Source organism: Citrobacter sp. CtB7.12, assembly GCF_001297795.1.
GTDB classification, from domain to species: Bacteria; Pseudomonadota; Gammaproteobacteria; order Enterobacterales; family Enterobacteriaceae; genus Citrobacter_A; species Citrobacter_A amalonaticus.
The window spans coordinates 59,840-83,201 of record NZ_LIFT01000018.1 but is presented as its reverse complement, the minus strand read 5'-3'; the positions used below and the strand labels follow the sequence as shown (position 1 = coordinate 83,201).

Here is a 23,362-nt window from a genome sequence, read left to right as displayed (position 1 = left end):
TATATTTGTGCCGCTGCCTCTCAGTGCGGCTGTCGGGGGCTTCCCGATCGCTATTCGGCACTTAAGCCGTTAAATAGTTCACCCTTCAAGTTGTCTCTGCGCTAGCGGCGTTCTCTTGCTGCCTTGATACAACTCGAATGATTTTGTCTGCTTCAGTTATTTCTTCGCCAGTTCCTGGTTTAATGTCCAGAGTTCCCGGCGTTCTTCGTTGCTTAAACCGTGTGTGCGCTCGCGGGCAATTAGCTCTTCCTGGCGCAGCTCAAGCATCGAATCAAACATATGGTTGAGTGAGTCGGTGAAGGTTTTTTCAGCAATATCCTTATCTGCTATATCGTCCCACATCGACAGTTTTTCAAGGGTGGCCGCATCATTTGTGCCACGATAGTGTTCTAAAAGCTGTCCGGTAGTCAGCCCGGGCTGGGACAAACACGTGTTGACCAGTTCGGCAAATAAACCAAGTCCGGGCAGTTTATTCTGATCCAGACCGCTTAACGGCGGCACCAGCGGCGCCAGTTCCGGATTTTGCACCAACAGTCCTATCAGTATACGCATGGTCGTGCGTTTTAGCTGCGGAGCGGGTCGGGAAGCCCCACTTTCAGACAATTTTGGCATCAATCGTTCAAGTTGGCTGTCATCCAGAATGCCAAGCTTGTTTCCCAATTCCTGGCGCAGATAAATGCGCAGCGTTTCACCCGGTACCTGTGTGATGAGCGGCAGCGCCAGCGTACTCAACTGCGCACGCCCGTCTGGAGTGCTCAGGTCCACCTGTGGCAGCAGGCTATTAAACAAAAACGCGGAGAGCGGCAGGGCCTGCTCCATCCGGGCTTCGAATGCCTCTTTCCCCTCTTTCCGCACCAGCGTATCGGGGTCTTCGCCATCTGGTAAAAACATAAAGCGTAGCTGACGACCATCTGTCATGTACGGCAAAGCGGTTTCCAGCGCGCGCCAGGCGGCGTCTCGTCCTGCCCGGTCACCGTCATAACAGCATATGACGTTATTCGTGGCGCGGAACAGGAGCTGGATATGATCGGCGGTGGTTGAAGTACCCAGCGAAGCTACGGCATAGTTAATGCCATACTGCGCCAGCGCCACCACATCCATATAGCCTTCCACTACTAACAGACGTTGCGGATCGGCGTTATCCTGCTGCGCTTCATAAAGGCCATACAGCTGGCGACCCTTATGGAAAATATCGGTTTCCGGGGAGTTAAGGTACTTAGGCAGGGCATCACCCAGCACACGACCACCAAAACCTATCACCCGACCACGCTTGTCGCGGATGGGGAACATCACCCGTTCGCGGAAGCGATCGTAACTGCGTCCCTGATCGTTGGTGACCAACATGCCCGCATCCACCAGTGACTGGCGATTTTCGCTATTGCCGCCAAACCGTTTCAGGACGTTGTCCCAACCGGGGGGCGCAAAGCCAATAGCAAAACGCGCGATCACTTCACTACTGAGTCCTCGCTTTTCCAGATACTGGCGCGCAGGGGTAGCGGCGGGTTGCATCAGAGATTGCTGATAAAACGTGTTCAGGCCATCCATCAGTTGATAAAGGCTTTGCCGTTGATGGCGCTCTATCTGGCTGGGACCTGTGCCTGCTTCAAACGGGACGTCAAGATTATGCATGGCCGCCAGTTCTTCGACGGTTTCCACGAACTCGAGCTTGTCGTAGTTCATCAGGAAGTCGATGACGTTGCCGTGCGCGCCGCATCCGAAGCAGTGATAAAACTGTTTTTCACCGTTTACGGTGAAAGAGGGGGTTTTTTCGTTATGGAACGGACAGCACGCATGATAATTCTTGCCCTGCTTTTTCAGCTTTACCCGCGCGTCGATGAGATCGACGATGTCGGTTCGTGCCAGCAGGTCATTGATAAATACGCGTGGGATTCGTCCAGCCATATGCCCCGTTTATTTTTTATGACTCATATACACAAAATCATTCAGGTTGCATCAAGGCGGCAAAAGAGCGAATCCTCAGGAACGTACATCAGTACGTGACTGGGGTGAGCGAGCGCAGAGGCAGCTTGAATGATGACGTATATAAACGAAAATAAGCCGCGCATTCCTTTCGGAAGCACGGCCTTACAACTACAACTCGGTCTGAATCGAGAGCCTCAGCCCCCGACAGAGATTAGTACAGACGAGTGCGGCGTGCGTTTTCGCGAGCCAGTTTCTTCGCGTGACGTTTCACAGCAGAAGCTTTAGCGCGTTTACGTTCGGTAGTCGGTTTTTCATAGAACTCACGACGACGAACTTCCGCCAGAACGCCTGCTTTCTCGCAGGAACGCTTGAAGCGACGCAGTGCTACGTCGAACGGCTCGTTTTCACGTACTTTAATTACCGGCATGTAACTCTCACCTTTAATAAATTCGGTTTGCCGCTGGCATCAGCGCCAGCTTATTTCAAAATGGTGCGGAATTTTACTGCAATTGCTGCTGCTTTGTAAAGCACCGATGCGATTTTGAAAGGGACTTTTATAAGGGGGGAGAGTATACACGAAATCGGGAGTGAGGGTATACATCTACCCGCATTCGACCTACACTGCGCGGTAATAAAGTGAGGTAGAAACAAGTCATGCGTGTACTGGGAATTGAAACATCCTGCGATGAAACCGGCATCGCCATTTACGACGACGAAAAAGGTCTGTTAGCCAACCAATTGTATAGTCAGGTGAAATTACATGCTGACTACGGCGGGGTCGTGCCTGAACTGGCCTCCCGCGATCATGTCCGCAAAACGGTGCCGTTGATCCAGGCGGCGCTGAAAGAGGCGGGACTGAGTGCAAAAGAGATTGATGCGGTGGCGTATACCGCAGGGCCGGGTCTGGTTGGCGCGCTGCTGGTCGGTGCAACCGTCGGTCGTTCTCTGGCGTTTGCGTGGAATGTGCCCGCTATCCCCGTACACCACATGGAAGGACATCTGCTGGCGCCAATGCTGGAAGATAACCCGCCGGAATTCCCCTTCGTGGCGCTGTTGGTGTCGGGGGGACATACCCAGCTTATCAGCGTGACTGGTGTCGGACAGTATGAACTGTTGGGTGAGTCGATTGATGATGCCGCCGGTGAAGCGTTCGATAAAACCGCCAAACTGCTGGGGCTTGACTATCCAGGCGGCCCGATGCTGTCGAAAATGGCGTCGCAGGGCACCGCTGGACGTTTTGTTTTCCCACGGCCCATGACCGATCGCCCGGGGCTGGATTTCAGCTTCTCAGGGCTGAAAACCTTTGCGGCGAATACTATCCGCAATAACGGCGGCGATGATCAAACCCGTGCTGATATCGCCCGGGCGTTTGAAGACGCGGTGGTGGATACGCTGATGATCAAGTGTAAACGTGCGCTGGAGCAGACCGGCTTTAAGCGTCTGGTGATGGCAGGCGGCGTCAGCGCCAACCGCACGCTGCGCGCGAAGCTGGCGGAGATGATGCAAAAACGTCGTGGTGAGGTGTTTTATGCCCGTCCGGAATTTTGCACCGATAACGGGGCGATGATTGCCTATGCCGGTATGGTGCGCTTTAAAGCGGGCGCCACGGCGGATCTCGGCGTGACCGTGCGTCCACGCTGGCCGTTGGCGGAACTGCCAGCAGCTTAAGTAGGGTTTGTCCTGCCCGGTGGCGCTACGCTTACCGGGCCTACGAATCTATTCTCTGCATTTACCGGATCGACAAGACCGCAGGCCGGGTCAGGCGAAGCCGCCACTCAGCAATACACCGCACTACATCCGCAACATTCCTCTGTCTTCCAGAAACGCAATAATCGTCGCCAGACCGTCACCCGATTTCAAATTGGTAAATGTCCACGGGCGCTCGCCGCGCATGCGCAACGTATCGCGCTCCATCACCTCCAGCGACGCGCCGACATAGGGGGCGAGATCGGTTTTGTTGATCACCAGGAAATCCGATTTGGTGATCCCTGGTCCGCCCTTGCGCGGGATCTTTTCCCCTTCGGCGACGTCGATCACATAGATCGTCAGATCCGCCAGCTCCGGGCTGAAGGTAGCACTCAGGTTGTCGCCGCCGCTCTCGACAAAAATCAAATCCAGATTGCCAAATTTTTCGCTTAATGCTTCCACCGCGGCCAGATTCATCGAGGCGTCTTCGCGGATGGCGGTGTGCGGACAGCCGCCGGTTTCTACACCGACAATACGTTCCGGCGCCAGTGCGCCCGCTTCGGTGAGAATCCGCTGATCCTCTTTGGTGTAGATATCGTTGGTGACCACCGCCAGTTGCCAGCGATCGCGCATTGCTTTGCATAACGCTTCCAGCAGGGCGGTTTTACCGGAACCGACCGGGCCGCCTACGCCAACGCGCAGGGGATGTTTGTACTCACTCATTGTCTCTCCTCAGGAGCGAAATAAACGGCAATATTGGGTTTCATGGCGTGCAGAGGCGATGGCCGCCAGCGGCGTGGCGGAACCCAGACGGTCGTCCGGACACGCCAGCGCTTGCGCCATGCCTTTGGCGTATTGCGCGCAAAGTGAAATAATCAGCCGTTGCGCGGCCTGTTGGCCAAACGGCACCAGCTTGACGCCGGCCATCACGGCGCTCTCGATCCAGCTGTAGCCGAGCGTTAACGCCAGGTCATGCAGCGGAATGCGCCACTGCACGCCGAGCCAGGCCATACCGCAGAGCTGACTGTCGGCAAAACGTGCGCGCCATTGCTGCGGGCACTCTGGCTGCCAGTCGACCACCAGTCGGGTGAACGCGACACCCCGGCTACGTTCTTCTTCCCGCAGCTCGCGGGTTTCCCTGCAGGCCAGCAGATACGCGCTCCAGCGTCGTGCGGCGTCAATATCATCCTGCTCACAGGCGTGATACAGACGGGCAAACAGCGGCAGGTCGACGGTGAAAACGTTATTTTCCATCTGTCGGGTTTGCCAGCATTCGAAGGTGTCCACGCTGTTCACCCAGCCGGTTTCAACCGCCCACTCCAGCCCCTGGGACCAGGTAAACGAGCCCACCGGCAGGCTGCTGCTGGCGAGTTGCAGCAAACGCAACTGCTGTTGTGCGTCACGCATCAGTGCGCATGGCTGTGGTGATGGCCGTGGGATTCACCGGCATACGCCCCGGCCTCGGGTTCAAACGGCAGATGGGCAAAGGTCACCTCTAACCTGAACTGGCGCAGCATGGTGTCCAGAACGTGATCGTGGTGATAGCGCAGTTCGTCCGGCAAAATTTGCAATGGGACGTGACGGTTGCCGAGGTGGTAGCAGGCTTTCGCAAGCAGGAACGGATCGGTGCAACGCACCACCGATACCGCTTCGCTGGCAGCGATAATTTCTACCACCTCCGTGCCATCTTCAGTGCTCAGGCAATCACCGCCGCGCAGCAGCAAGCCTCGGGGCAGCATCAGCCCCGCCTCACGCCCGTCATTGAGCTGTACTTTCGCCCGGCTCTTCACGCGGATATCAATCGGCAGCGTCAGCGTGGCGGTGATGTGCGCTGGGGTGTCAACGCGTTGCGTCAATAACAGCATCTCGGCTCCTCAAAATAAAAAGTAACGTTGCGCCATCGGCAGAACGTCAGCGGGGTCGCTGGTAATGAGTTCGCCGTCGATGCGGACCTCGTAGGTCTGGGCATCCACGGTGATAGTCGGTTGCAGGCTGTTGTGGATCATGTCGGCTTTTTTCACCGTCCGGCAGCCTTTCACCACGGCGGTTTGGCTTTGCAAATTGAGCTGCTGTGCGACACCGTTTTCTACCGCCGCCTGCGACAGAAAAGTCAACCGGGAATGATGACGCGCCGCGCCGAGCGCGCCAAACATCATGCGGTAATGCACCGGTTGCGGCGTGGGGATGGAAGCATTGATGTCCCCCATTGGTGCGCAGGCGATCATGCCGCCTTTCACGATCGTTGCAGGCTTCACGCCGAAAAAGGCCGGTGACCAGAGCACCAGATCCGCCAGCTTTCCGGCTTCAATGGAGCCGACTTCGTGAGCGATACCGTGGGTCAGTGCCGGGTTAATGGTGTACTTGGCGATATAGCGCTTCACGCGCAGATTATCGTTCTCCCCCGTCTCCTCGGCCAAGGGACCGCGCTGAACCTTCATCCGGTGCGCCACCTGCCAGGTGCGCAGGATCACTTCTCCCACGCGCCCCATCGCCTGTGAATCCGATGAGGTCAGAGAAAACGCGCCAATATCGTGTAACACATCTTCGGCGGCGATGGTCTCCCGACGGATCCGTGATTCGGCAAAGGCCACGTCTTCGGCAATATCCGGATCGAGGTGGTGGCAAACCATCAGCATGTCGAGGTGTTCATCAATGGTATTGACGGTATAGGGCAGCGTCGGGTTAGTGGAGGAGGGCAGGATATTCGGATGCGCGCAGGCGGTGATGATATCTGGCGCATGCCCGCCGCCGGCCCCTTCGGTGTGAAAGGTGTGGATGGTACGATCGCCAATCGCCGCCAGCGTATCTTCGACAAAGCCTGACTCGTTCAGAGTATCGCTGTGCAGCGCCACCTGAATGTCCATCTCATCGGCCACGGTTAGCGCGCAGTCGATAGCCGCAGGCGTCGCGCCCCAGTCTTCGTGAATTTTCAGGCCGATGGCACCGGCGGCAACCTGCTCGCGCAGTGCATCGGGGTGGGAGCCATTGCCTTTGCCCAGCAGACCGATATTGACGGGCAGCGTATCCGCCGCCTGTAGCATCCGGGCGATGTACCACGGCCCCGGCGTACAGGTGGTGGCGTTGGTGCCAGCTGCCGGTCCGGTACCGCCGCCAATCATTGTCGTCACGCCGGAGACCAGCGCCTCTTCCGCCTGTTGCGGGCAGATCCAGTGAATATGGGTATCCACGCCGCCTGCGGTCACGATCTTGCCTTCACCGGCGATCGCTTCGGTGGCGACGCCGATCGGGATCGTTACGTCAGGCTGAATATCCGGATTCCCGGCTTTGCCGATGGCAAAGATCCTGCCGTCTTTAATGCCGATATCCGCTTTGATGATCCCCCAGTGATCGACGATCAGCGCGTTGGTGATTACCAGGTCCACGCATTCCTGAGACGGCATCTGTCCTTGGCCCATACCATCGCGGATCACTTTGCCGCCGCCGAATTTCACCTCTTCGCCATAGGTGGTGAGGTCGTTTTCCACTTCGATCCACAGATCCGTGTCCGCCAGACGCACTTTATCGCCGGTGGTCGGGCCGAACATGTCGGCGTAAGCCTGCCGGGAAATCTCAGCCATGCTTCACCTCCAGCGCACCCATGACGTCGCCGCGAAAGCCAACAATACGCTGTGCGCCCGCCACTCGAACCAGTTCGACTTCTCGCTTTTGGCCCGGTTCAAAACGTACCGCCGTTCCCGCCGGAATATTCAGCCGAAAACCCAGCGCGGATTCGCGGGAAAAGCGGAGCGCCGGGTTGACCTCGTAAAAGTGGTAGTGCGATCCCACCTGAATAGGGCGATCGCCATGGTTTTCTATCACGATCGTGCGCGTTTCGCGCCCTGCGTTGATCGCAATGTTTCCCGCTGCGATCCGGTATTCGCCTGGAATCATGGGTTCTCCTTAGACGATCGGGCTGTGAACGGTGACCAGCTTCGAACCGTCCGGAAAGGTCGCTTCCACCTGGATGTCCGGGATCATTTCCGGAACGCCTTCCATCACCTGCTCACGGTTCAGAACGTGGCGGCCATCTTCCATCAACGAGGCGACGCTTTTACCGTCGCGCGCGCCTTCCATGATGAATGCGCTGATGAGCGCCACCGATTCCGGGTAGTTCAGTTTCAGACCCCGCGCCAGTCGGCGTTCTGCGACCAGTGCGGCGGTAAAGAGCAACAGTTTGTCTTTTTCTCTGGGGGTCAGTTCCATAAGCGTCTCTCAGGTTTGCCAGATGCGCGGCAGGTGCGGTGGTTTTTGGGTTAACAGCGGGCGTAAAAACTGCCAGATTTCGCGCATGACGCGCTGAACAATCAGGTTGTCGTCAGCCAGAAAACGAACCGTCAGCAGTGAGTCGACGAGCGTTGCCCCGGCATAATCACCGAGCGGAGCAAGACGTTCCCGCGCACCGTCGAGCATCTGTTCCGTAGCCGGATAGCAGAGCAGGGTACCGCACCACGGCTGGCTGGCGATGGCCGAGAGATCCCCATCCCTCAGCGTCAGGCGTTCAATGAGCAGCGGCTGCCCGTCGCGCCAGATCTCCAGACGGTTATGCAGCGTGCCGTGGCTGAACGTTTCTTGCATAACCGGTCGCCCGAGGCAGAGCAGATCCCAGCCCAGCAGGCGGCTTTCAGCGGTGAGATGAAATACGGAGCGGAGGCTGGCGTTAGCGCCGGGGAACAGGATCGTATCCTGCGGCAGCCATTCCAGCGTCGCGTTTGGGGCCAGTGTGAACGTCTGATGCAGGCACGCCTGTGGGCCTGCGCTACGATAAAACTTACCCGCGCCGGGCATGGTGATTAATACGTGACTGTTTTCGTCCAGCGTGACGGAAATGTGCAGCTCATCACCGCCGACAATTCCGCCGGGCGGGTGGAGTAAATAGAGGTGGCAAACATCGTCTTGCGGATAAAATGGCCGTTGAACCGTCAGGGGACCGACGTGGCGTGCGTGCGTGAGCACCGTTTTGTGCGCGGTATGGCTAAACCGCAGGTCGAGTTCGGCCTGCCAGCCCCGTGTCGGTGTCTTGTGCGCAAGGGTTTCCAGAGCGTTTCCCTTCTCAGCGTGAGGGTGTTTGCATAGCAAAAAGTATGCCTCAGCGCGGCGGGAAAACGGTCATATGAGACGCTTATGGAAAAAAGGGGCGACAGCCCTGCCGCCCCAACGGGGTTAAAGCAAAACGAGAGGCATCCAGATAAGCCCGGTCGCCAGCAGCAGCACCAGGAAAATCAGGCCGAAAATTGCCCCCAGCCGCCAGTAATCCACGGTCGGCAGATAACCGCTGCCATAGTAGATAGGGCTTGGTCCGGTCGCATACGGAGTGAGAATGCTGCCCAGACCAATAGCCGCACCGACCATCAGGCAGAAGACCGGTAAGGGAATTTCCGGCATCGCCAGCGCGGCGGCGATCATCATCGGTGCCAGCGCGGACGTATACGCCGTGGCGCTGGCAAAGAAGTAACGCAACAGCCAGAACACCACGATCAGCGCGATCATCACCATCACCGGTGAGTAGCCGCTCAATCCGCTCGCCAGCAGTTTGCCAAACCAGGTGATAAAGCCGGTGTTGTTCAGTCCGGTTGCGAGGGTGATAAGCGAGGCCAGCCAGAAGAAGACGTTCCACGCCGATTTATTACTGACGATGTCATCCCAGGAGATGATGCGCAGCACCAGCATCAGGGCAACGACGCTGTAACCGACCATCGCGGCATCGATGTAGTCCCCACCGAAGATCCACAGCACCAGGGCGCCTACCATCAGCACCAGCATCTTTTTCTCACGTGAGCAGAGCGGCCCCATCTCTTTGAGTTCCGATTCCGCCCAGCGTGGCACCTGATCGCCCGACTTCAGCACGGGCGGATATAGCACATAGGCGAGCCACGGCACCAACAGAACCAGCAGAATGCTCAGCGGCAGCATGCCTAAGAACCAGTCGCCCCAGCTCAGCGCCGTATGGGACGCGGTCTTCATCAGACCAATTAGCAGCAGGTTCGGTGCCATCGCCGTCAGGAAAATGGCGCTGGTCACGCAGTCGGCGGTGATCCCCATCCACATAATATAAGAACCAATGGAACGGGCGCTGGGATCGTTGGGTTTTGAGTTATAGAGCGGCGGCAGGTTGCGGATAATGGGGTAGATGATCCCTGCGCCGCGTGCGGAGTTAGACGGTGTAACGGGAGCAAGAATCAGCTCGGAGAACATCACCGCGTAGCCGAGAAACAGCGTGCGGTGCCCCATTTTTTTCACTAGCATCAGCGCGATACGCCGCCCGAGGCCGGTTTTTTCATAGCCGGTGCCAAACATGAAGGCGGCGAAAATCAACCAGATCACCGAGTTAGAAAAACCAGAAACTGCCCACGACAGCGCTTTGGACGTAAATTTGAATCCGTCCTGGGCGAGTTGTTCGGGGCTGAACAAAAGCCACGGCGAGAGAACCGCGATAATTGATATCCCAATCATCGCCACGACTGCGCCGGGTACCGGTTCCAGAATGAGTCCCACGATAACCCCGGTAAAGACCGCAAAGTAGAGCCAGGTGTGGCTCTCAAGACCGGTGGGGACGGGCAAAACAGCAATAATGGCGATGACCACCAGCGGAGCCAGATATCGCCACCAACCAGATAAAGGTGCCATTGTCGTATCCCTGCGAAAGAGGGAGAGGCCGAGGCCTCTCCGGAAGGGTTATTTGATGTAATGCACGTGTTCGCAGATTTCGTCGACGATGGGACCGCGACGTTCGGCGAACTGTTTTTTGTTTTCGGCGATCAGGTTGTTGCCGTGGGTGTCGATAGAGACAATCAGCGGACCGAACTCTTTCACCCGGCAAACCCACAGCGATTCCGGCATACCGAGCTCCATCCAGTGCACTTCTTCGATCTCTTCCACTTGAGTGGCTGCCAGCACCGCGCAGCCTGCCGGGAAGATCACGTGTAGCGCCTTGAACTTCTGGCAACCTTCTTCCGTTAGCGGCCCCATGCCGCCTTTACCCACCACCAGTTTGACACCCGTCTGCTCAATGAACTCTTTTTCAAAGGCTTCCATGCGCATGCTGGTGGTGGGGCCGACGGAGACCATCTCCCATTTTTCACCGTTCTTACGCACGATCGGTCCGGCATGGAAAATCGCTTTACCGTTGAGGTCGTAGGGGATCGGGCGCTTTAGTTCGATCAGGCGGCGGTGGCAGACGTCGCGGCAGGTCACCAGCGTACCGGTCAGATAGATCACATCGCCAACGCGGATGTCTTCCAGGTCTTCGGCTTTGATCGGGGTTGTGAGGATCTTTTTCATAACGCGCTCCGGGTGTGAGACAGGTTTTCGAAGGAGAGGTCAGAATGGACCAGCAGCGTACCGCGACGGTGCGCCCAGCAGCCGGTAGAGACAGCGACGCCAATGGTCGACGGGTGACGCGCGGCGGATTCAATATGCACGCCCATCACCGAACTGTTGCCGGTGAGCCCCTGCGGGCCAATGCCCAGCCGGTTCAACCCTTCTTCCAGACGCAATTCAAGCTCTGCCGCTTTGGGGTTCGGATGGCGGGTGCCGATCGGACGCAGTACCGCTTTACGGGACAGCACGGCGGCGGTTTCAACGGAGGTGGCGATCCCCACACCGACCAGCACCGGCGGGCAGGCGTTGACGGCCAGCGTCGAGATGTTTTCAAAGACGAACTTCACCACGCCTTCGTAGCCTTCGGAAGGCATCAGCACTTTGGAGCGCCCCGGCAACGTGCAGCCGCCGCCGGCCATGTAAACTTCAATTTCCGCGTCTTCGCCATCAGGGACAATGTCCCATGTCACCCACGGTACGCCGCTACCGGTGTTTTTACCGGTATTCACTTCGTCAAAAATTTCTACCGCGTTGTGGCGCAGCGGCGCTTTCACCGTGGCGTCTTCCACCGCTTGCTTGAGAATGCTTTGCAACTCACCCAATAGCGGGAAACGGGAGCCAACCTTCACGAAGAACATGATCTCACCGGTGTCCTGGCAAGCCGGACGGTTAAGATCGATAGCCTTCTGCATGTTGTCGAACATCGTGTGGTAGATGATTTGCCCCATCTTTGAGGTTTCGGCATCCCGTAGCTGTTTTAATTTGTCCACCACATCGTCGGGCATGCGCGTGGAAATCATGGCGGTAAAATTGGCGACTATTTCCGTCAGCGTACTAACCGCATTTTGATTATTTTGATTGCTCATCATGTCAACTCCAGTTCTTTTATTTGTCTGGAAATAAATTCTCCCTCACAAACTACCATTGAATGTGTGGTTTTATATTATTTGCCACTGTGTATATGCAATTAACAGTTCGTGAATGATGTTGAAGAAAGATGATGAAAATTGAGCAAAGGCAGAGATTAACCTTAGATTGAGAATTACACTTCAGGTATCAATTATCATGGACACCCCGAAAAATGCTCAAAAACTGGCCCTTAGCCAAAGACCTTCAGGTGTTGGTGGAAATCGTCCATACGGGCAGTTTTAGCGCCGCAGCATGCGCCCTCGGACAAACGCCTGCCTTTGTGACGAAGCGGATCCAGATTCTGGAAACTACGCTCGGCACTACGCTGCTTAACCGCTCGGCGCGCGGGGTGGCGCTGACGGAAAGCGGTCAGCGTTGTTATGAACAGGCACTGGTGATCCTGACGCAATATCAGCGCCTGATTGATGATGTGACGCAAATCAAAACGCGCCCGGAAGGGATGATTCGTATTGGCTGTAGCTTCGGATTTGGCCGCAGTCATATTGCACCTGCGATTACCGAATTGATGCGCAATTATCCTGAGTTACAGGTCCATTTTGAACTCTTCGATCGGCAAATTGATTTGGTTCAGGATAATATCGATCTCGATATTCGTATTAACGATGAGATCCCGGATTATTATATTGCGCATTTGTTAACAAAGAATAAAAGAATATTGTGTGCCTCCCCAGAATATTTACAAAAATATCCTGAACCCAAAACCTTGCAGGAATTAAGTCACCATGATTGCCTGGTGACAAAAGAGCGTGACATGACGCACGGAATATGGGAACTGGGAAATGGCACGACGAAAAAATCGGTCAAAGTGAGCGGGCATCTCTCTTCCAACAGCGGTGAAGTCGTTCTGCAATGGGCGCTGGAAGGCAAAGGCATTATGTTGCGTTCAGAGTGGGATGTGCAGCCGTTTCTGGTAAGCGGCAAACTGGTGCGAGTGTTGCCGGAATATGCGCAGAGCGCCAACATCTGGGCGGTATATCAGGAACCACTGTACCGCAGCGTGAAGCTCAGAGTCTGTGTGGAGTTTCTGGCAGCATGGTGCCAGCAGCGCTTAGGCAAGCCGGACGAGGGCTATCAGGTGCTGTAGGCCGGGCTGGACAACGCCATTTCCGGCCAACTTCACTCGGGATCTTTCTCGCGTCTCTTGCGCAGTTTGGTCCAGATTTTCGTTTCCTGGCGGCGCCACAGGCGCTGGATGTTGTCATGATGGCGCAGCAAAATCAGGCACGACAGCATGGAGACCGGGAAGGTGAACTGCGGTTTGAACCACCAGACATAGAACGGGGCAATCAGCGCGCTGACGATCGCTCCCAGCGATGAATAGCCGCTTAACAGAACGGTGAGCAACCAGGTGCCCGCCATTACGCCGGTGAGATCCCAACCGATAGGCGCGATAGCGCCAAAGGCTGTTGCCACGCCTTTTCCTCCTTTGAAGCCAAAGAAGACTGGCCAGATATGCCCCAGACAGGCGGCGATGGCGATAAGACCCAACCAGAACGGGCTAACGCCCAGCGCATACGCGCCCCAGACGGGCAACATCCCTTTCAGGACGTCGAAAATCAGGACCGCTGCGGCTGCTCCCTTGCCACCGATTCGTAACACATTGGTCGCGCCAGGGTTGCCGGAGCCGCTGCTACGCGGATCGGGCAAGCCAGCAATGCGGCAGACCAGAATGGCACTGGAAATGGAGCCGCAGAGGTACGCGAAGAGGATCATTCCAGGCGCGATTGCACTCATAAGCTGTTCCGTTTTGAAAATGTCGTGTAAAACGCTACTTCTGTGGATAATACGCATATTTCGCCGGAAGTGGTATCCGGGTTAGCCAAAAAGCAGGCAGGTCGTGATGGATATTGTATTTATAGAGCAACTTTCGGTAATCACCACTATTGGTGTTTACGACTGGGAACAGACGATTGAACAGAAGCTGGTGTTCGATATCGAAATGGCATGGGATAACCGAAAATCAGCAAAAAGTGACGATGTCGCCGATTGCCTGAGCTATGCGGATATCGCCGAGACGATTGTTAATCATGTAGAAGGCGGGCGTTTCGCGCTGGTGGAGCGCGTTGCCGAAGAGGTGGCCGAACTGCTGCTGACGCGCTTTAATTCGCCGTGGGTGCGCATCAAACTCAGTAAGCCCGGCGCGGTGGCGCGCGCGGCCAATGTGGGCGTAATCATTGAGCGTAGCAATAATCTGAAAGAAAAATAATTATCTTCATATTTGTTAAACCAAACGGATATAAAAGAGTCCTATACCCGTCATACTTCAGGTTGCATGTGCGTTGGCTGCACGCAAATTATTGAGGGTATGAAGCTGGATCATTTTGCGCTGTAAATTTTTCTACTTAGGGGTTTATTGATGAGCGATATGCACTCGCTGCTGATTGCGGCAATTTTGGGTGTGGTCGAAGGATTGACGGAGTTTTTGCCAGTTTCCAGCACCGGACACATGATCATTGTGGGCCACCTGTTGGGATTTGAGGGTGATACGGCAAAGACGTTTGAAGTGGTGATCCAGTTGGGGTCCATTCTCGCGGTAGTGGTGATGTTCTGGCGGCGTCTGTTTGGCCTGATCGGTATTCACTTTGGTCGTCCGTTGCAGCGTGAAGGGGAAAGTAAAGGCCGTTTAACGCTGATCCACATTCTGTTGGGGATGATCCCGGCGGTGGTGTTGGGACTGGTCTTCCACGATACGATCAAATCGCTGTTTAACCCGGTTAATGTGATGTATGCGCTGGTGGTGGGCGGTTTACTGTTGATCGCTGCAGAGTGTCTGAAACCGAAAGAACCGCGCGCACCGGGTCTGGACGACATGACTTACCGTCAGGCATTCATGATTGGCTGCTTCCAGTGCCTGGCGTTGTGGCCGGGTTTCTCCCGTTCCGGGGCGACCATTTCCGGCGGGATGCTGATGGGTGTGAGCCGTTATGCCGCGTCTGAATTTTCGTTCCTGCTGGCTGTACCGATGATGATGGGGGCCACCGCATTGGATCTCTACAAAAGCTGGTCGTTTCTGACGGCGGCTGATATCCCCATGTTTGCCGTCGGTTTTGTCACCGCCTTCGTAGTTGCATTGGTTGCCATCAAAACCTTCCTGCAATTGATTAAGCGGATCTCCTTCATACCGTTCGCGATCTATCGTTTTATCGTCGCCGCGGCGGTCTACGTGGTGTTTTTCTGACCGACCTCTCATGCCGGATGAGCGCAGCGCCATCCGGCATTCACACCTTAATTGACCGCCTTCGGGAAGCGAGTCTCTTTCCAGCGGGCAAGCGCCGCAATCCGGCGTCGGGTCAACTCCTCGCGAATCTCAATACCTTTAAATCCGGCCTCGACAACGTCTTTGGTGGGCACCGATTGCGCCACTTTCCACGCTTCCCGCAGCAAACGCCCCTGCGGATAATCCGCGGCTTCAAATCCCGTCCGTCCGCGCACGTCAGCTTCGCTGGTGAGCGCAATTTGCTCCACGCGTTGCGGTTTGCGCCAGGCATCGATTGAATCAAACAGTTTCACGATGGTTTTAGGTTGCAGTATCGGGAAGGTATGAATGAGATCGTGGAACTCCGCCACCAGTTTGGCTAAATCACGGATTTCATTCGGGACGCGCAGGCGCTGGCATAACTGTTCGACCAGTCTGACGCCCGCCGGGCCGTGCCCGTGGTGACGCGGCCAGAGCTCCGGCGGAGTCAGGCCTTTGCCGAGGTCATGACACAGCGTGGCAAAACGCACGTCAACTTCCGGACTGAGCAGCGCCGCCATCGACAACGTCATCAGGGTATGAATCCCGGTATCGATTTCCGGATGCCACTTCGCCGGAGCAGGGACGCCAAACAGCGCATCAACCTCCGGGAACAACACGCGTAGCGCGCCACAGTCGCGTAAGACCTGGAAATAGACCTGCGGGTTACGCGTGGTTAACGCGTTCTCGGTCTCTTTCCACACGCGCTCTGCCGTCAGGTGTTCCAGTTCACCGGCGTGCGTCATTTCGCGCATCAGGGCCATGGTTTCGTCAGCAATGCGGAAGCTCAGATGCGCATAGCGGGCGGCAAAACGCGCCACCCGCAGGACGCGAAGCGGATCTTCATTAAAGGCTGGTGAAACATGGCGCAGCAGGCGTTGCTCCAGATCGCGCCGACCGTGATAGGGATCGACGATCTCACCGTCACCATCTTGCGCCAGGGCATTAATGGTCAGGTCACGGCGCTGGAGATCGTCTTCCAGCGTGACGTCCGGCGCGGCATAACAGGTGAATCCGGTATAGCCCGAGCCAGACTTACGCTCGGTACGCGCCAGGGCATACTCTTCGTGGGTTTGCGGATGGAGAAAAACAGGAAAATCACGACCTACCTGCTGGTAGCCCGCGTCGAGCATTTGTTGCGGCGTGGCGCCAACCACCACCCAATCTTTATCTTTAACCGGTAGCCCTAACAGCGTATCCCGAACCGCACCACCGACCAGATAAATCTTCACGCCACACCACCTCTCCAGGGAAATACAATCCCTTAATCATATGACAGTGTGGCGGAGAAGGCGATTTAGTTCATCCAGCGGTCTTTGCGTTTTCGGCTTGGGATCATGTGCGGCAGGATCAAACCGAGCAGCAGGCCAAGCCCCAGCACGCCGCCGCCATACATAAACCACTGCATGATGATGGTGCGTTGCTTATCATCAAGCTGCAAATTCGCGGCGCTGACCTTCTTCTGCGCCACAATCAGCTCGTTCTTCAGCTTCTGATTCTCTTCTTTCAGCCCATTGATCACGCTGTCGCTCTGCGACACTTTCTGCTGCATGTCAGCCGTGCGTTGATTCCAGGTGGTGTCAATATTGTTGAGCTTATCGGTCAGCGTTTTGACCTGATTTTCCAGATCCGGCACGCGGGTGCGCAGGCTGGGCGTGCTGTTCAGCTCTTTCATCGGGATCCAGGCCGTCCGCCCGGTGCTGTCTTTAACCTGCGCGTAGTTTGTGTTGGCGTCAGTTTGTAACAGTGTGACTTCTTCGCCCGCGTTGACCGTGCCAACGAGGCGATAATTATCCCCCGGACCACTGCGGACCCAGGTGTTCAGTTCATCAGAGACATAGCGCTTTTCTTCGGCGTGAGACACGGCAGTAGCGCTAAGTGCGAGTAACATAAATCCAATCAGGCGTAATTTTGGCATCAGGCTGTCGTTATTGTCATAGAAAGTGGAACGATAGTAGTGGTATCAGTGTCTCTACGCAAAGCATTCAACATCAATCGGAATCATCTGTGTCCGGTTTACCGCTACTTCAAAACTTTTACGCCCGTCAAATTGCTCGTTGCATGGCAATTTGGCGCAAAATACTATCTACTGACAAAAAAGATCACCGTAAGTTCGTCGTGATTCTCTCTTATGTGACATAACCGGTAAGTACAAGGCCATGGCTCAGGAAATTGAATTAAAATTTATCGTTAATCACGACGCCGTGAACGCGCTGCGTGACCATCTGAATACGCTCGGAGGCGAGCATCATGCACCCAGCCCGTTGTTGAATATTTACTACGAGACCGAGGATAAGTGGTTGCGTGGTCACGATATGGGGCTGCGTATTCGTGGGGAGAAAGGTCGCTATGAGATGACCCTAAAAATTGCCGGACGAGTGACCGGCGGTTTACACCAGCGACCGGAATACAATGTTCCCCTGAATGAGCCCACGCTGGATTTAACGCAATTTCCGCCGGAGGTGTGGCCCAACGGTGAGCTGCCTGCCGATCTCCTCTCCCGCGTGCAGCCGCTGTTCAGCACCGATTTTGAACGTGAAAAATGGCTGTTGACCGTGGATGGCAGCCAGATTGAAATCGCCCTCGATTTAGGCGAAGTGAAAGCAGGTGAACTGGCGGAGCCGATTTGCGAGCTGGAGCTTGAACTGCTGAGCGGCGACACCCGGGCGGTTCTGAAGCTGGCGAATCAGCTGGTGAACCAGGCGGGTCTGCGCCAGGGCAGCCTGAGTAAAGCGGCGCGTGGATATCATCTGGCGCAGGGGAATCCTCCACGCGAGATCAAACCGACTGCGGTGCTGAAAGCACCCGCGAAAGCCAGCGTGGAACACGGGCTGGAAGCCGCTCTGGAGCTGGCGCTGGCACAATGGCAGTACCACGAAGAACTCTGGGTTCGCGACAATAAGGCCGCGAAGGCGCATGTGCTGGCCGCGATGGGCCTGGTGCGTCACACCCTGATGCTGTTTGGCGGCATCGTTCCGCGTAAAGCGAGCGCTCACTTACGTGATCTGCTCACCCAGTCGGAAGCGACCATCGCTTCTGCGGTTTCTGCCGTGACGGCGGTGTATACCACCCAAACGGCGATGGCGAAACTGGCGCTGACTGAGTGGCTGGTGACCAAAGCCTGGCAGCCGTTTCTGGATGCAAAGGCGCAGGCCAAAATGGCGGATTCTTTCAAGCGCTTCGCCGATATCCATCTTTCGCGTACCGCCGCTGAGCTGAAAAGCGTTTTTGGACAACCGCTGGGTGACCAGTATCACGATCAGTTGCCGCGTTTACGCCGCGATATCGACACCGTTTTACTGCTGGCGGGGTATTACGATACGCCGGTGGTTCAGGCCTGGCTGGAGAACTGGCAAGGGCTGTATCACGCTATTGCCAACGGCCAACACATTGAAATTGAACATTTCCGCAATGAGGCGAACAACCAGCAACCGTTCTGGTTGCACAGCGGGAAACGATAACCGGAGTGCCTGATGGCGCTGCGCTTATCAGGCCTACGGATCGACATGTTTTGTAGACCGGATAAGGCGTAATGCCCCCATCCGGCAACGTTACAAGGAACCTTTTAATGAAGCCGCTTTCGTCACCGTTACAGCAGTACTGGCAAACCATTGCAGAGCAGTTACCTGAATCCGTATCTGGCGTACAAGCGAAGTCAGTACTTACATTCAGTGATTTTGTGCGGGACAGCATCATTGCACATCCTCACTGGCTGACGGAACTGGAAAGCGCGCCGCCGCAGGCCGATGATTGGCAACAATACGGCGAATGGTTACAGGCGGCGCTGGCAACGGTGAATGATGAAGCGGCGCTGATGCATGAGCTGCGTCTGTTTCGCCGCCGCGTGATGGTGCGCATTGCCTGGGCGCAGGCGCTGTCGCTGGTGGACGATACCGACATTCTGCAACAGTTAAGCCATCTGGCCGAAACGCTGATCGTCAGCGCACGCGACTGGCTGTACGACGCCTGCTGTCGGGAATGGGGAACGCCGTGCAGTCAGGACGGTATCCCACAGCCGCTGCTGATTTTGGGCATGGGCAAACTGGGCGGCGGTGAGCTGAATTTTTCTTCGGACATCGATCTGATCTTTGCCTGGCCTGAGCACGGCTCTACCCAGGGGGGACGCCGCGAACTCGATAACGCGCAGTTTTTTACACGCATGGGGCAGCGGCTGATCAAGGTTCTGGATCAGCCTACCCAGGATGGTTTTGTCTATCGGGTGGACATGCGGCTGCGTCCGTTTGGCGACAGCGGCCCGCTGGTGCTGAGTTTTGCGGCGCTGGAAGATTATTACCAGGAGCAAGGGCGCGACTGGGAGCGCTACGCGATGGTCAAGGCGCGGATCATGGGCGATACCGACGGTCGTTATGTCGATGAACTGCGCGCCATGCTGCGCCCATTCGTCTTCCGCCGTTATATCGACTTCAGTGTGATCCAGTCGTTGCGCAATATGAAGGGGATGATTGCGCGTGAAGTTCGTCGCCGGGGGCTGAAAGATAACATCAAGCTCGGCGCGGGCGGCATTCGCGAAATCGAATTTATTGTGCAGGTATTTCAGTTGATTCGCGGCGGGCGTGAGCCGTCGCTGCAATCGCGTTCACTGCTGCCGACGTTAAGCGCGATCGCCGCACTGCATTTGCTTCCGGAAAACGATGCCGAACAGTTGCGACTGGCCTACCTCTTCCTGCGTCGACTGGAAAACCTGCTGCAAAGCATTAACGATGAACAGACGCAGACGCTGCCGGGCGATGAACTTAACCGGGCGCGGCTGGCCTGGGGAATGAATGCGGATAACTGGTCGCAGCTGATGGAAACGCTGGAAGGGCACATGGCGAACGTCCGGCGCGTGTTTAACGAGCTGATAGGCGATGACGAAACTGACACGCAGGAAGATGCGCTCTCGGAACAGTGGCGCGAACTGTGGCAGGACGCCTTGCAGGAAGATGATACGCCGCCGGTGCTGTCGCATCTTACGGATGACGATCGCCTGCGTGTGCTGGCGTTGATTGCCGATTTCCGTAAAGAACTGGATAAACGCACGATAGGCCCGCGCGGTCGCCAGGTGCTCGACCACCTGATGCCGCACCTGCTGAGTGATGTCTGTACGCGCCAGGACGCGTCTCTCCCGCTGTCGCGCATTACGCCGCTGCTGGTGGGGATTGTCACCCGAACCACCTATCTGGAGTTGTTGAGTGAATTCCCCGGCGCACTGAAGCATCTGATTTCGCTCTGCGCAGCGTCGCCGATGGTCGCCAGTCAGTTGGCGCGCTATCCGCTGCTGCTCGATGAACTGCTCGATCCGAATACGCTCTATCAGCCGACGGCGACCGACGCGTATCGTGATGAGTTACGTCAGTATTTACTGCGCGTCCCGGAAGATGATGAAGAACAACAGCTGGAAGCCCTGCGGCAGTTCAAGCAAACGCAACTGCTGCGTATTGCCGCCGCGGATATTGCCGGTACGCTGCCAGTGATGAAAGTCAGCGACCACCTGACCTGGCTGGCGGAGGCGATGATTGACGCCGTTGTGCAACAAGCGTGGCTGCAAATGGTGGCGCGCTACGGCCAGCCGACGCATCTTACCGAGCGGGAAGGGCGCGGTTTTGCGGTGGTGGGCTACGGCAAGCTGGGCGGTTGGGAATTGGGCTACAGCTCCGATCTCGATTTGATCTTCCTGCATGACTGCCCCGTTGACGTGATGACCGACGGTGAACGGGAAATTGACGGGCGGCAGTTCTATCTGCGGCTGGCGCAGCGCATTATGCATCTGTTCAGCACCCGCACCTCCTCGGGCATCCTGTATGAAGTGGATGCCCGGTTGCGTCCGTCAGGGGCGGCGGGGATGCTGGTGACTTCCACAGAGTCCTTTGCGGATTATCAGAAAAATGAGGCCTGGACGTGGGAGCATCAGGCGCTGGTGCGCGCACGAGTGGTTTACGGCGACCCGCAACTGACCTCGCAGTTTGATTCGGTGCGTCGCGATATTATGACGCAGCCTCGCGATGGCAAAACGTTGCAGAACGAGGTGCGCGAAATGCGTGAAAAAATGCGCGCGCATCTGGGCAATAAACATCGCGATCGCTTTGATATTAAAGCTGATGAAGGCGGTATTACGGATATCGAATTTATCACGCAATATCTGGTGCTACGTTATGCCCATGACAAACCCAAACTGACCCGCTGGTCGGATAATGTGCGCATTCTGGAACTGTTAGCGCAAAACGACATTATGGACGAGCAGGAGGCGATGGCCTTGACCCACGCCTACACCACGCTGCGTGATGAGTTACATCACCTTGCCTTACAGGAGCTGCCAGGCCATGTGGCGCAAACGTGTTTTGAGGCGGAACGTACGCTGGTGCGGGCAAGCTGGCAGAAGTGGCTGGTTGAAGAATGAAGTGTGCTATTATCGCGCGCAAATTTTGAATCTCTCAGGAGACAGGAATGAAAGTAACGCTGCCAGAGTTTGAACGTGCAGGAGTCTTGGTTGTCGGTGATGTGATGCTGGATCGCTACTGGTACGGGCCCACCAGCCGTATTTCACCTGAAGCGCCGGTACCGGTGGTGAAAGTCGATACCATCGAAGAACGTCCGGGCGGTGCGGCGAACGTGGCGATGAACATTGCCTCTCTGGGCGCAAATTCGCGCCTGGTCGGGCTGACCGGTATTGACGATGCCGCGCGCGCGCTCAGCAAAACGCTGGCGGACGTGAACGTGAAATGCGACTTTGTTTCTGTCCCGACCCATCCTACTATCACCAAACTGCGCGTGCTTTCACGCAACCAGCAACTGATTCGTCTCGACTTCGAAGAAGGTTTTGAAGGTGTGGATCCGCAGCCGCTGCATGAGCGTATCAACCAGGCGCTGAGCTCGATTGGGGCGCTGGTGCTGTCTGACTATGCGAAAGGCGCGTTAGCCAGCGTTCAGCAGATGATCGCGCTGGCGCGTAAAGCCGGAGTGCCGGTGCTGATCGATCCGAAAGGAACTGATTTTGCCCGCTATCGCGGCGCGACGCTACTGACGCCAAACCTCTCTGAGTTCGAAGCGGTGGCAGGAAAATGCAAAAGCGAAGAAGAAATTGTTGAACGTGGCATGAAGCTGATTGCTGATTTCGAGCTTTCCGCGCTACTGGTCACCCGCTCCGAGCAAGGGATGACGCTGCTGCAGCCGGGCAAGGCCCCGCTGCATATGCCGACGCAGGCGCAGGAAGTGTATGACGTGACCGGTGCGGGTGACACGGTTATTGGTGTGCTGGCGGCGACGCTGGCTGCCGGTAATTCGCTGGAAGAAGCCTGCTTCTTTGCCAATGCGGCGGCGGGTGTGGTGGTCGGTAAGCTGGGGACCTCCACTGTGTCGCCTATTGAACTGGAAAACGCGGTACGCGGCCGTGCGGAAACCGGCTTTGGCGTGATGACAGAAGACGAGCTGAAGCAGGCCGTTGCCAGTGCCCGTAAGCGTGGTGAGAAAGTCGTCATGACCAACGGGGTGTTTGACATTCTGCACGCCGGTCACGTCTCCTATCTCGCAAACGCACGTAAGCTGGGCGATCGCTTAATTGTCGCGGTCAACAGCGATGCATCGACGAAACGGCTGAAAGGGGAAACGCGCCCGGTGAATCCGCTCGAACAGCGGATGATCGTGCTGGCCGCGCTGGAAGCCGTTGACTGGGTGGTTTCCTTTGAAGAAGATACGCCGCAGCGCCTGATTGCAGGCGTATTACCGGATCTGCTGGTGAAAGGCGGTGACTATAAGCCAGAAGAGATTGCCGGTAGTGAAGAGGTGTGGGCCAACGGCGGCGAAGTGCTGGTGCTCAACTTTGAAGACGGTTGCTCCACCACCAATATCATCAAAAAAATTCAGAAAGACAGCGATAAATAACCACTGGCGGTGATGTCTGGAAATCGGGCATCACCCGTGTTCCCAAAGTGTGACATCAGGCAACTGATTTGCGCACAATATGTACAAACCTGCTACGCCTCCCGGTAAATACTGGTATCAGAAAAAAGCATATGACCTTAACAGAGATTCACCGACTGGAGGATATGCTAATGAACAACAGTGTTTATTCGATGAACAATTTCGATTTCCTGGCGCGGAGCTTTGCCAGAATGCAGGCTGAAGGTCGCCCTGTTGATATCCAGGCGGTTACCGGCAATATGGATGAAGAGCACCGCAGCTGGTTTTGCAAACGCTACGCGCACTACTGCCAGCAGGCAATGAACGCCAGAAAGTTAGAAGTGGAACATTGATATGTCAACGGGCCTTGCGGCC

23 protein-coding genes are annotated in these 23,362 nt (G+C 56.2%); 8 read left to right on the top strand and 15 right to left on the bottom strand.

From position 1 onward, the window contains the following. Positions 1–156: 156 nt before the first annotated feature. Entirely contained in the window at positions 157–1,902 is a 1,746-nt protein-coding gene (dnaG, locus tag AOY24_RS18540) for a DNA primase (protein WP_044265580.1), read from the bottom strand. A 232-nt stretch (positions 1,903–2,134) separates the two neighbouring features. Further along, on the bottom strand, positions 2,135–2,350 hold the full coding sequence (rpsU, locus tag AOY24_RS18535; protein WP_001144069.1) for a 30S ribosomal protein S21: 216 nt from the start codon (positions 2,348–2,350) through the stop codon (positions 2,135–2,137). A 227-nt stretch (positions 2,351–2,577) separates the two neighbouring features. Between rpsU and tsaD the strand changes: the two genes are divergently transcribed. After that, positions 2,578–3,591, top strand: a complete 1,014-nt coding sequence (tsaD, locus tag AOY24_RS18530; RefSeq protein ID WP_054177134.1) for a tRNA (adenosine(37)-N6)-threonylcarbamoyltransferase complex transferase subunit TsaD — start codon at positions 2,578–2,580, stop codon at positions 3,589–3,591. Between the two features lie 123 nt (positions 3,592–3,714). Here the strand turns inward: tsaD and ureG are convergent, their stop codons facing one another. The 10 genes from ureG to ttdA all read right to left on the bottom strand — a co-directional run bounded on the left by ureG (position 3,715) and on the right by ttdA (position 11,795). Next, positions 3,715–4,332, bottom strand: a complete 618-nt coding sequence (gene ureG / locus AOY24_RS18525; protein ID WP_044255783.1) for an urease accessory protein UreG — start codon at positions 4,330–4,332, stop codon at positions 3,715–3,717. 9 nt (positions 4,333–4,341) lie between these two features. Next, positions 4,342–5,016 (bottom strand): urease accessory protein UreF, encoded by a 675-nt coding sequence (locus AOY24_RS18520; RefSeq protein WP_054177133.1) that lies wholly within the window; start codon positions 5,014–5,016, stop codon positions 4,342–4,344. Beyond that, positions 5,016–5,474 (bottom strand): urease accessory protein UreE, encoded by a 459-nt coding sequence (gene ureE / locus AOY24_RS18515; protein WP_042998193.1) that lies wholly within the window; start codon positions 5,472–5,474, stop codon positions 5,016–5,018. Before ureE ends, AOY24_RS18520 begins: the two co-directional genes overlap by 1 nt. Positions 5,475–5,483: 9 nt before the next feature. After that, a complete protein-coding gene (gene ureC, locus AOY24_RS18510; protein ID WP_042998192.1) occupies positions 5,484–7,187 on the bottom strand; it encodes an urease subunit alpha in 1,704 nt (567 codons plus the stop codon). Beyond that, a complete protein-coding gene (locus tag AOY24_RS18505) occupies positions 7,180–7,500 on the bottom strand; it encodes an urease subunit beta (RefSeq protein WP_044328096.1) in 321 nt (106 codons plus the stop codon). Before AOY24_RS18505 ends, ureC begins: the two co-directional genes overlap by 8 nt. A 9-nt stretch (positions 7,501–7,509) precedes the next feature. Then, on the bottom strand, positions 7,510–7,812 hold the full coding sequence (locus AOY24_RS18500) for an urease subunit gamma (RefSeq protein WP_042998190.1): 303 nt from the start codon (positions 7,810–7,812) through the stop codon (positions 7,510–7,512). 9 nt (positions 7,813–7,821) lie between these two features. Then, the gene (locus tag AOY24_RS18495; protein WP_192926940.1) at positions 7,822–8,646 is read right to left on the bottom strand and encodes an urease accessory protein UreD; all 825 of its coding nucleotides are present in this window, start codon (positions 8,644–8,646) and stop codon (positions 7,822–7,824) included. 123 nt (positions 8,647–8,769) lie between these two features. Beyond that, complete coding sequence (locus AOY24_RS18490; protein WP_042998189.1) at positions 8,770–10,233, bottom strand: anion permease; 1,464 nt, start codon at positions 10,231–10,233, stop codon at positions 8,770–8,772. A 48-nt stretch (positions 10,234–10,281) separates the two neighbouring features. Continuing rightward, a complete protein-coding gene (gene ttdB / locus AOY24_RS18485; RefSeq protein WP_042324302.1) occupies positions 10,282–10,887 on the bottom strand; it encodes a L(+)-tartrate dehydratase subunit beta in 606 nt (201 codons plus the stop codon). Continuing rightward, positions 10,884–11,795, bottom strand: coding sequence for a L(+)-tartrate dehydratase subunit alpha (gene ttdA, locus AOY24_RS18480; RefSeq protein WP_090048979.1), 912 nt, complete (start codon positions 11,793–11,795; stop codon positions 10,884–10,886). Before ttdA ends, ttdB begins: the two co-directional genes overlap by 4 nt. 212 nt (positions 11,796–12,007) lie before the next feature. Here ttdA and AOY24_RS18475 point away from each other — a divergent pair, with 212 nt between their 5' ends. Further along, a complete protein-coding gene (locus AOY24_RS18475) occupies positions 12,008–12,940 on the top strand; it encodes a LysR family transcriptional regulator (RefSeq protein WP_042998188.1) in 933 nt (310 codons plus the stop codon). A gap of 32 nt (positions 12,941–12,972) precedes the next feature. On the opposite strand, the gene plsY is transcribed toward AOY24_RS18475, so the two are convergent. Beyond that, positions 12,973–13,590: a glycerol-3-phosphate 1-O-acyltransferase PlsY gene (plsY, locus tag AOY24_RS18470; RefSeq protein WP_042998187.1), complete on the bottom strand. Its 618-nt coding sequence runs from the start codon at positions 13,588–13,590 to the stop codon at positions 12,973–12,975. A gap of 106 nt (positions 13,591–13,696) precedes the next feature. On the opposite strand from plsY, the gene folB reads away from it, so the two are divergent. Together folB and bacA are read left to right on the top strand one after the other, a co-directional pair. After that, positions 13,697–14,062, top strand: coding sequence for a bifunctional dihydroneopterin aldolase/7,8-dihydroneopterin epimerase (gene folB / locus AOY24_RS18465; RefSeq protein WP_042998186.1), 366 nt, complete (start codon positions 13,697–13,699; stop codon positions 14,060–14,062). Between the two features lie 150 nt (positions 14,063–14,212). Continuing rightward, complete coding sequence (gene bacA / locus AOY24_RS18460; RefSeq protein ID WP_042998185.1) at positions 14,213–15,034, top strand: undecaprenyl-diphosphate phosphatase; 822 nt, start codon at positions 14,213–14,215, stop codon at positions 15,032–15,034. 47 nt (positions 15,035–15,081) lie between these two features. Here the strand turns inward: bacA and AOY24_RS18455 are convergent, their stop codons facing one another. Both AOY24_RS18455 and AOY24_RS18450 read right to left on the bottom strand, forming a co-directional pair. After that, complete coding sequence (locus AOY24_RS18455) at positions 15,082–16,323, bottom strand: multifunctional CCA addition/repair protein (RefSeq protein WP_044265588.1); 1,242 nt, start codon at positions 16,321–16,323, stop codon at positions 15,082–15,084. Positions 16,324–16,388: 65 nt separating this feature from the next. After that, positions 16,389–17,009 carry a TIGR04211 family SH3 domain-containing protein gene (locus AOY24_RS18450; protein WP_042998183.1) on the bottom strand — a complete coding sequence of 207 codons (621 nt, stop codon included), beginning with the start codon at positions 17,007–17,009 and terminating at the stop codon, positions 16,389–16,391. Positions 17,010–17,250: 241 nt separating this feature from the next. On the opposite strand from AOY24_RS18450, the gene AOY24_RS18445 reads away from it, so the two are divergent. From AOY24_RS18445 to glgS, 4 genes are all read left to right on the top strand, one after another. Next, positions 17,251–18,552 (top strand): inorganic triphosphatase, encoded by a 1,302-nt coding sequence (locus AOY24_RS18445; RefSeq protein ID WP_054177132.1) that lies wholly within the window; start codon positions 17,251–17,253, stop codon positions 18,550–18,552. 107 nt (positions 18,553–18,659) lie between these two features. Beyond that, positions 18,660–21,488, top strand: coding sequence for a bifunctional [glutamate--ammonia ligase]-adenylyl-L-tyrosine phosphorylase/[glutamate--ammonia-ligase] adenylyltransferase (glnE, locus tag AOY24_RS18440; RefSeq protein ID WP_054177131.1), 2,829 nt, complete (start codon positions 18,660–18,662; stop codon positions 21,486–21,488). A 47-nt stretch (positions 21,489–21,535) separates the two neighbouring features. Continuing rightward, positions 21,536–22,969: a bifunctional D-glycero-beta-D-manno-heptose-7-phosphate kinase/D-glycero-beta-D-manno-heptose 1-phosphate adenylyltransferase HldE gene (gene hldE / locus AOY24_RS18435; protein ID WP_042998180.1), complete on the top strand. Its 1,434-nt coding sequence runs from the start codon at positions 21,536–21,538 to the stop codon at positions 22,967–22,969. 164 nt (positions 22,970–23,133) lie between these two features. Then, positions 23,134–23,340: a cell surface composition regulator GlgS gene (glgS, locus tag AOY24_RS18430; protein WP_080343280.1), complete on the top strand. Its 207-nt coding sequence runs from the start codon at positions 23,134–23,136 to the stop codon at positions 23,338–23,340. Positions 23,341–23,362: the final 22 nt, after the last annotated feature.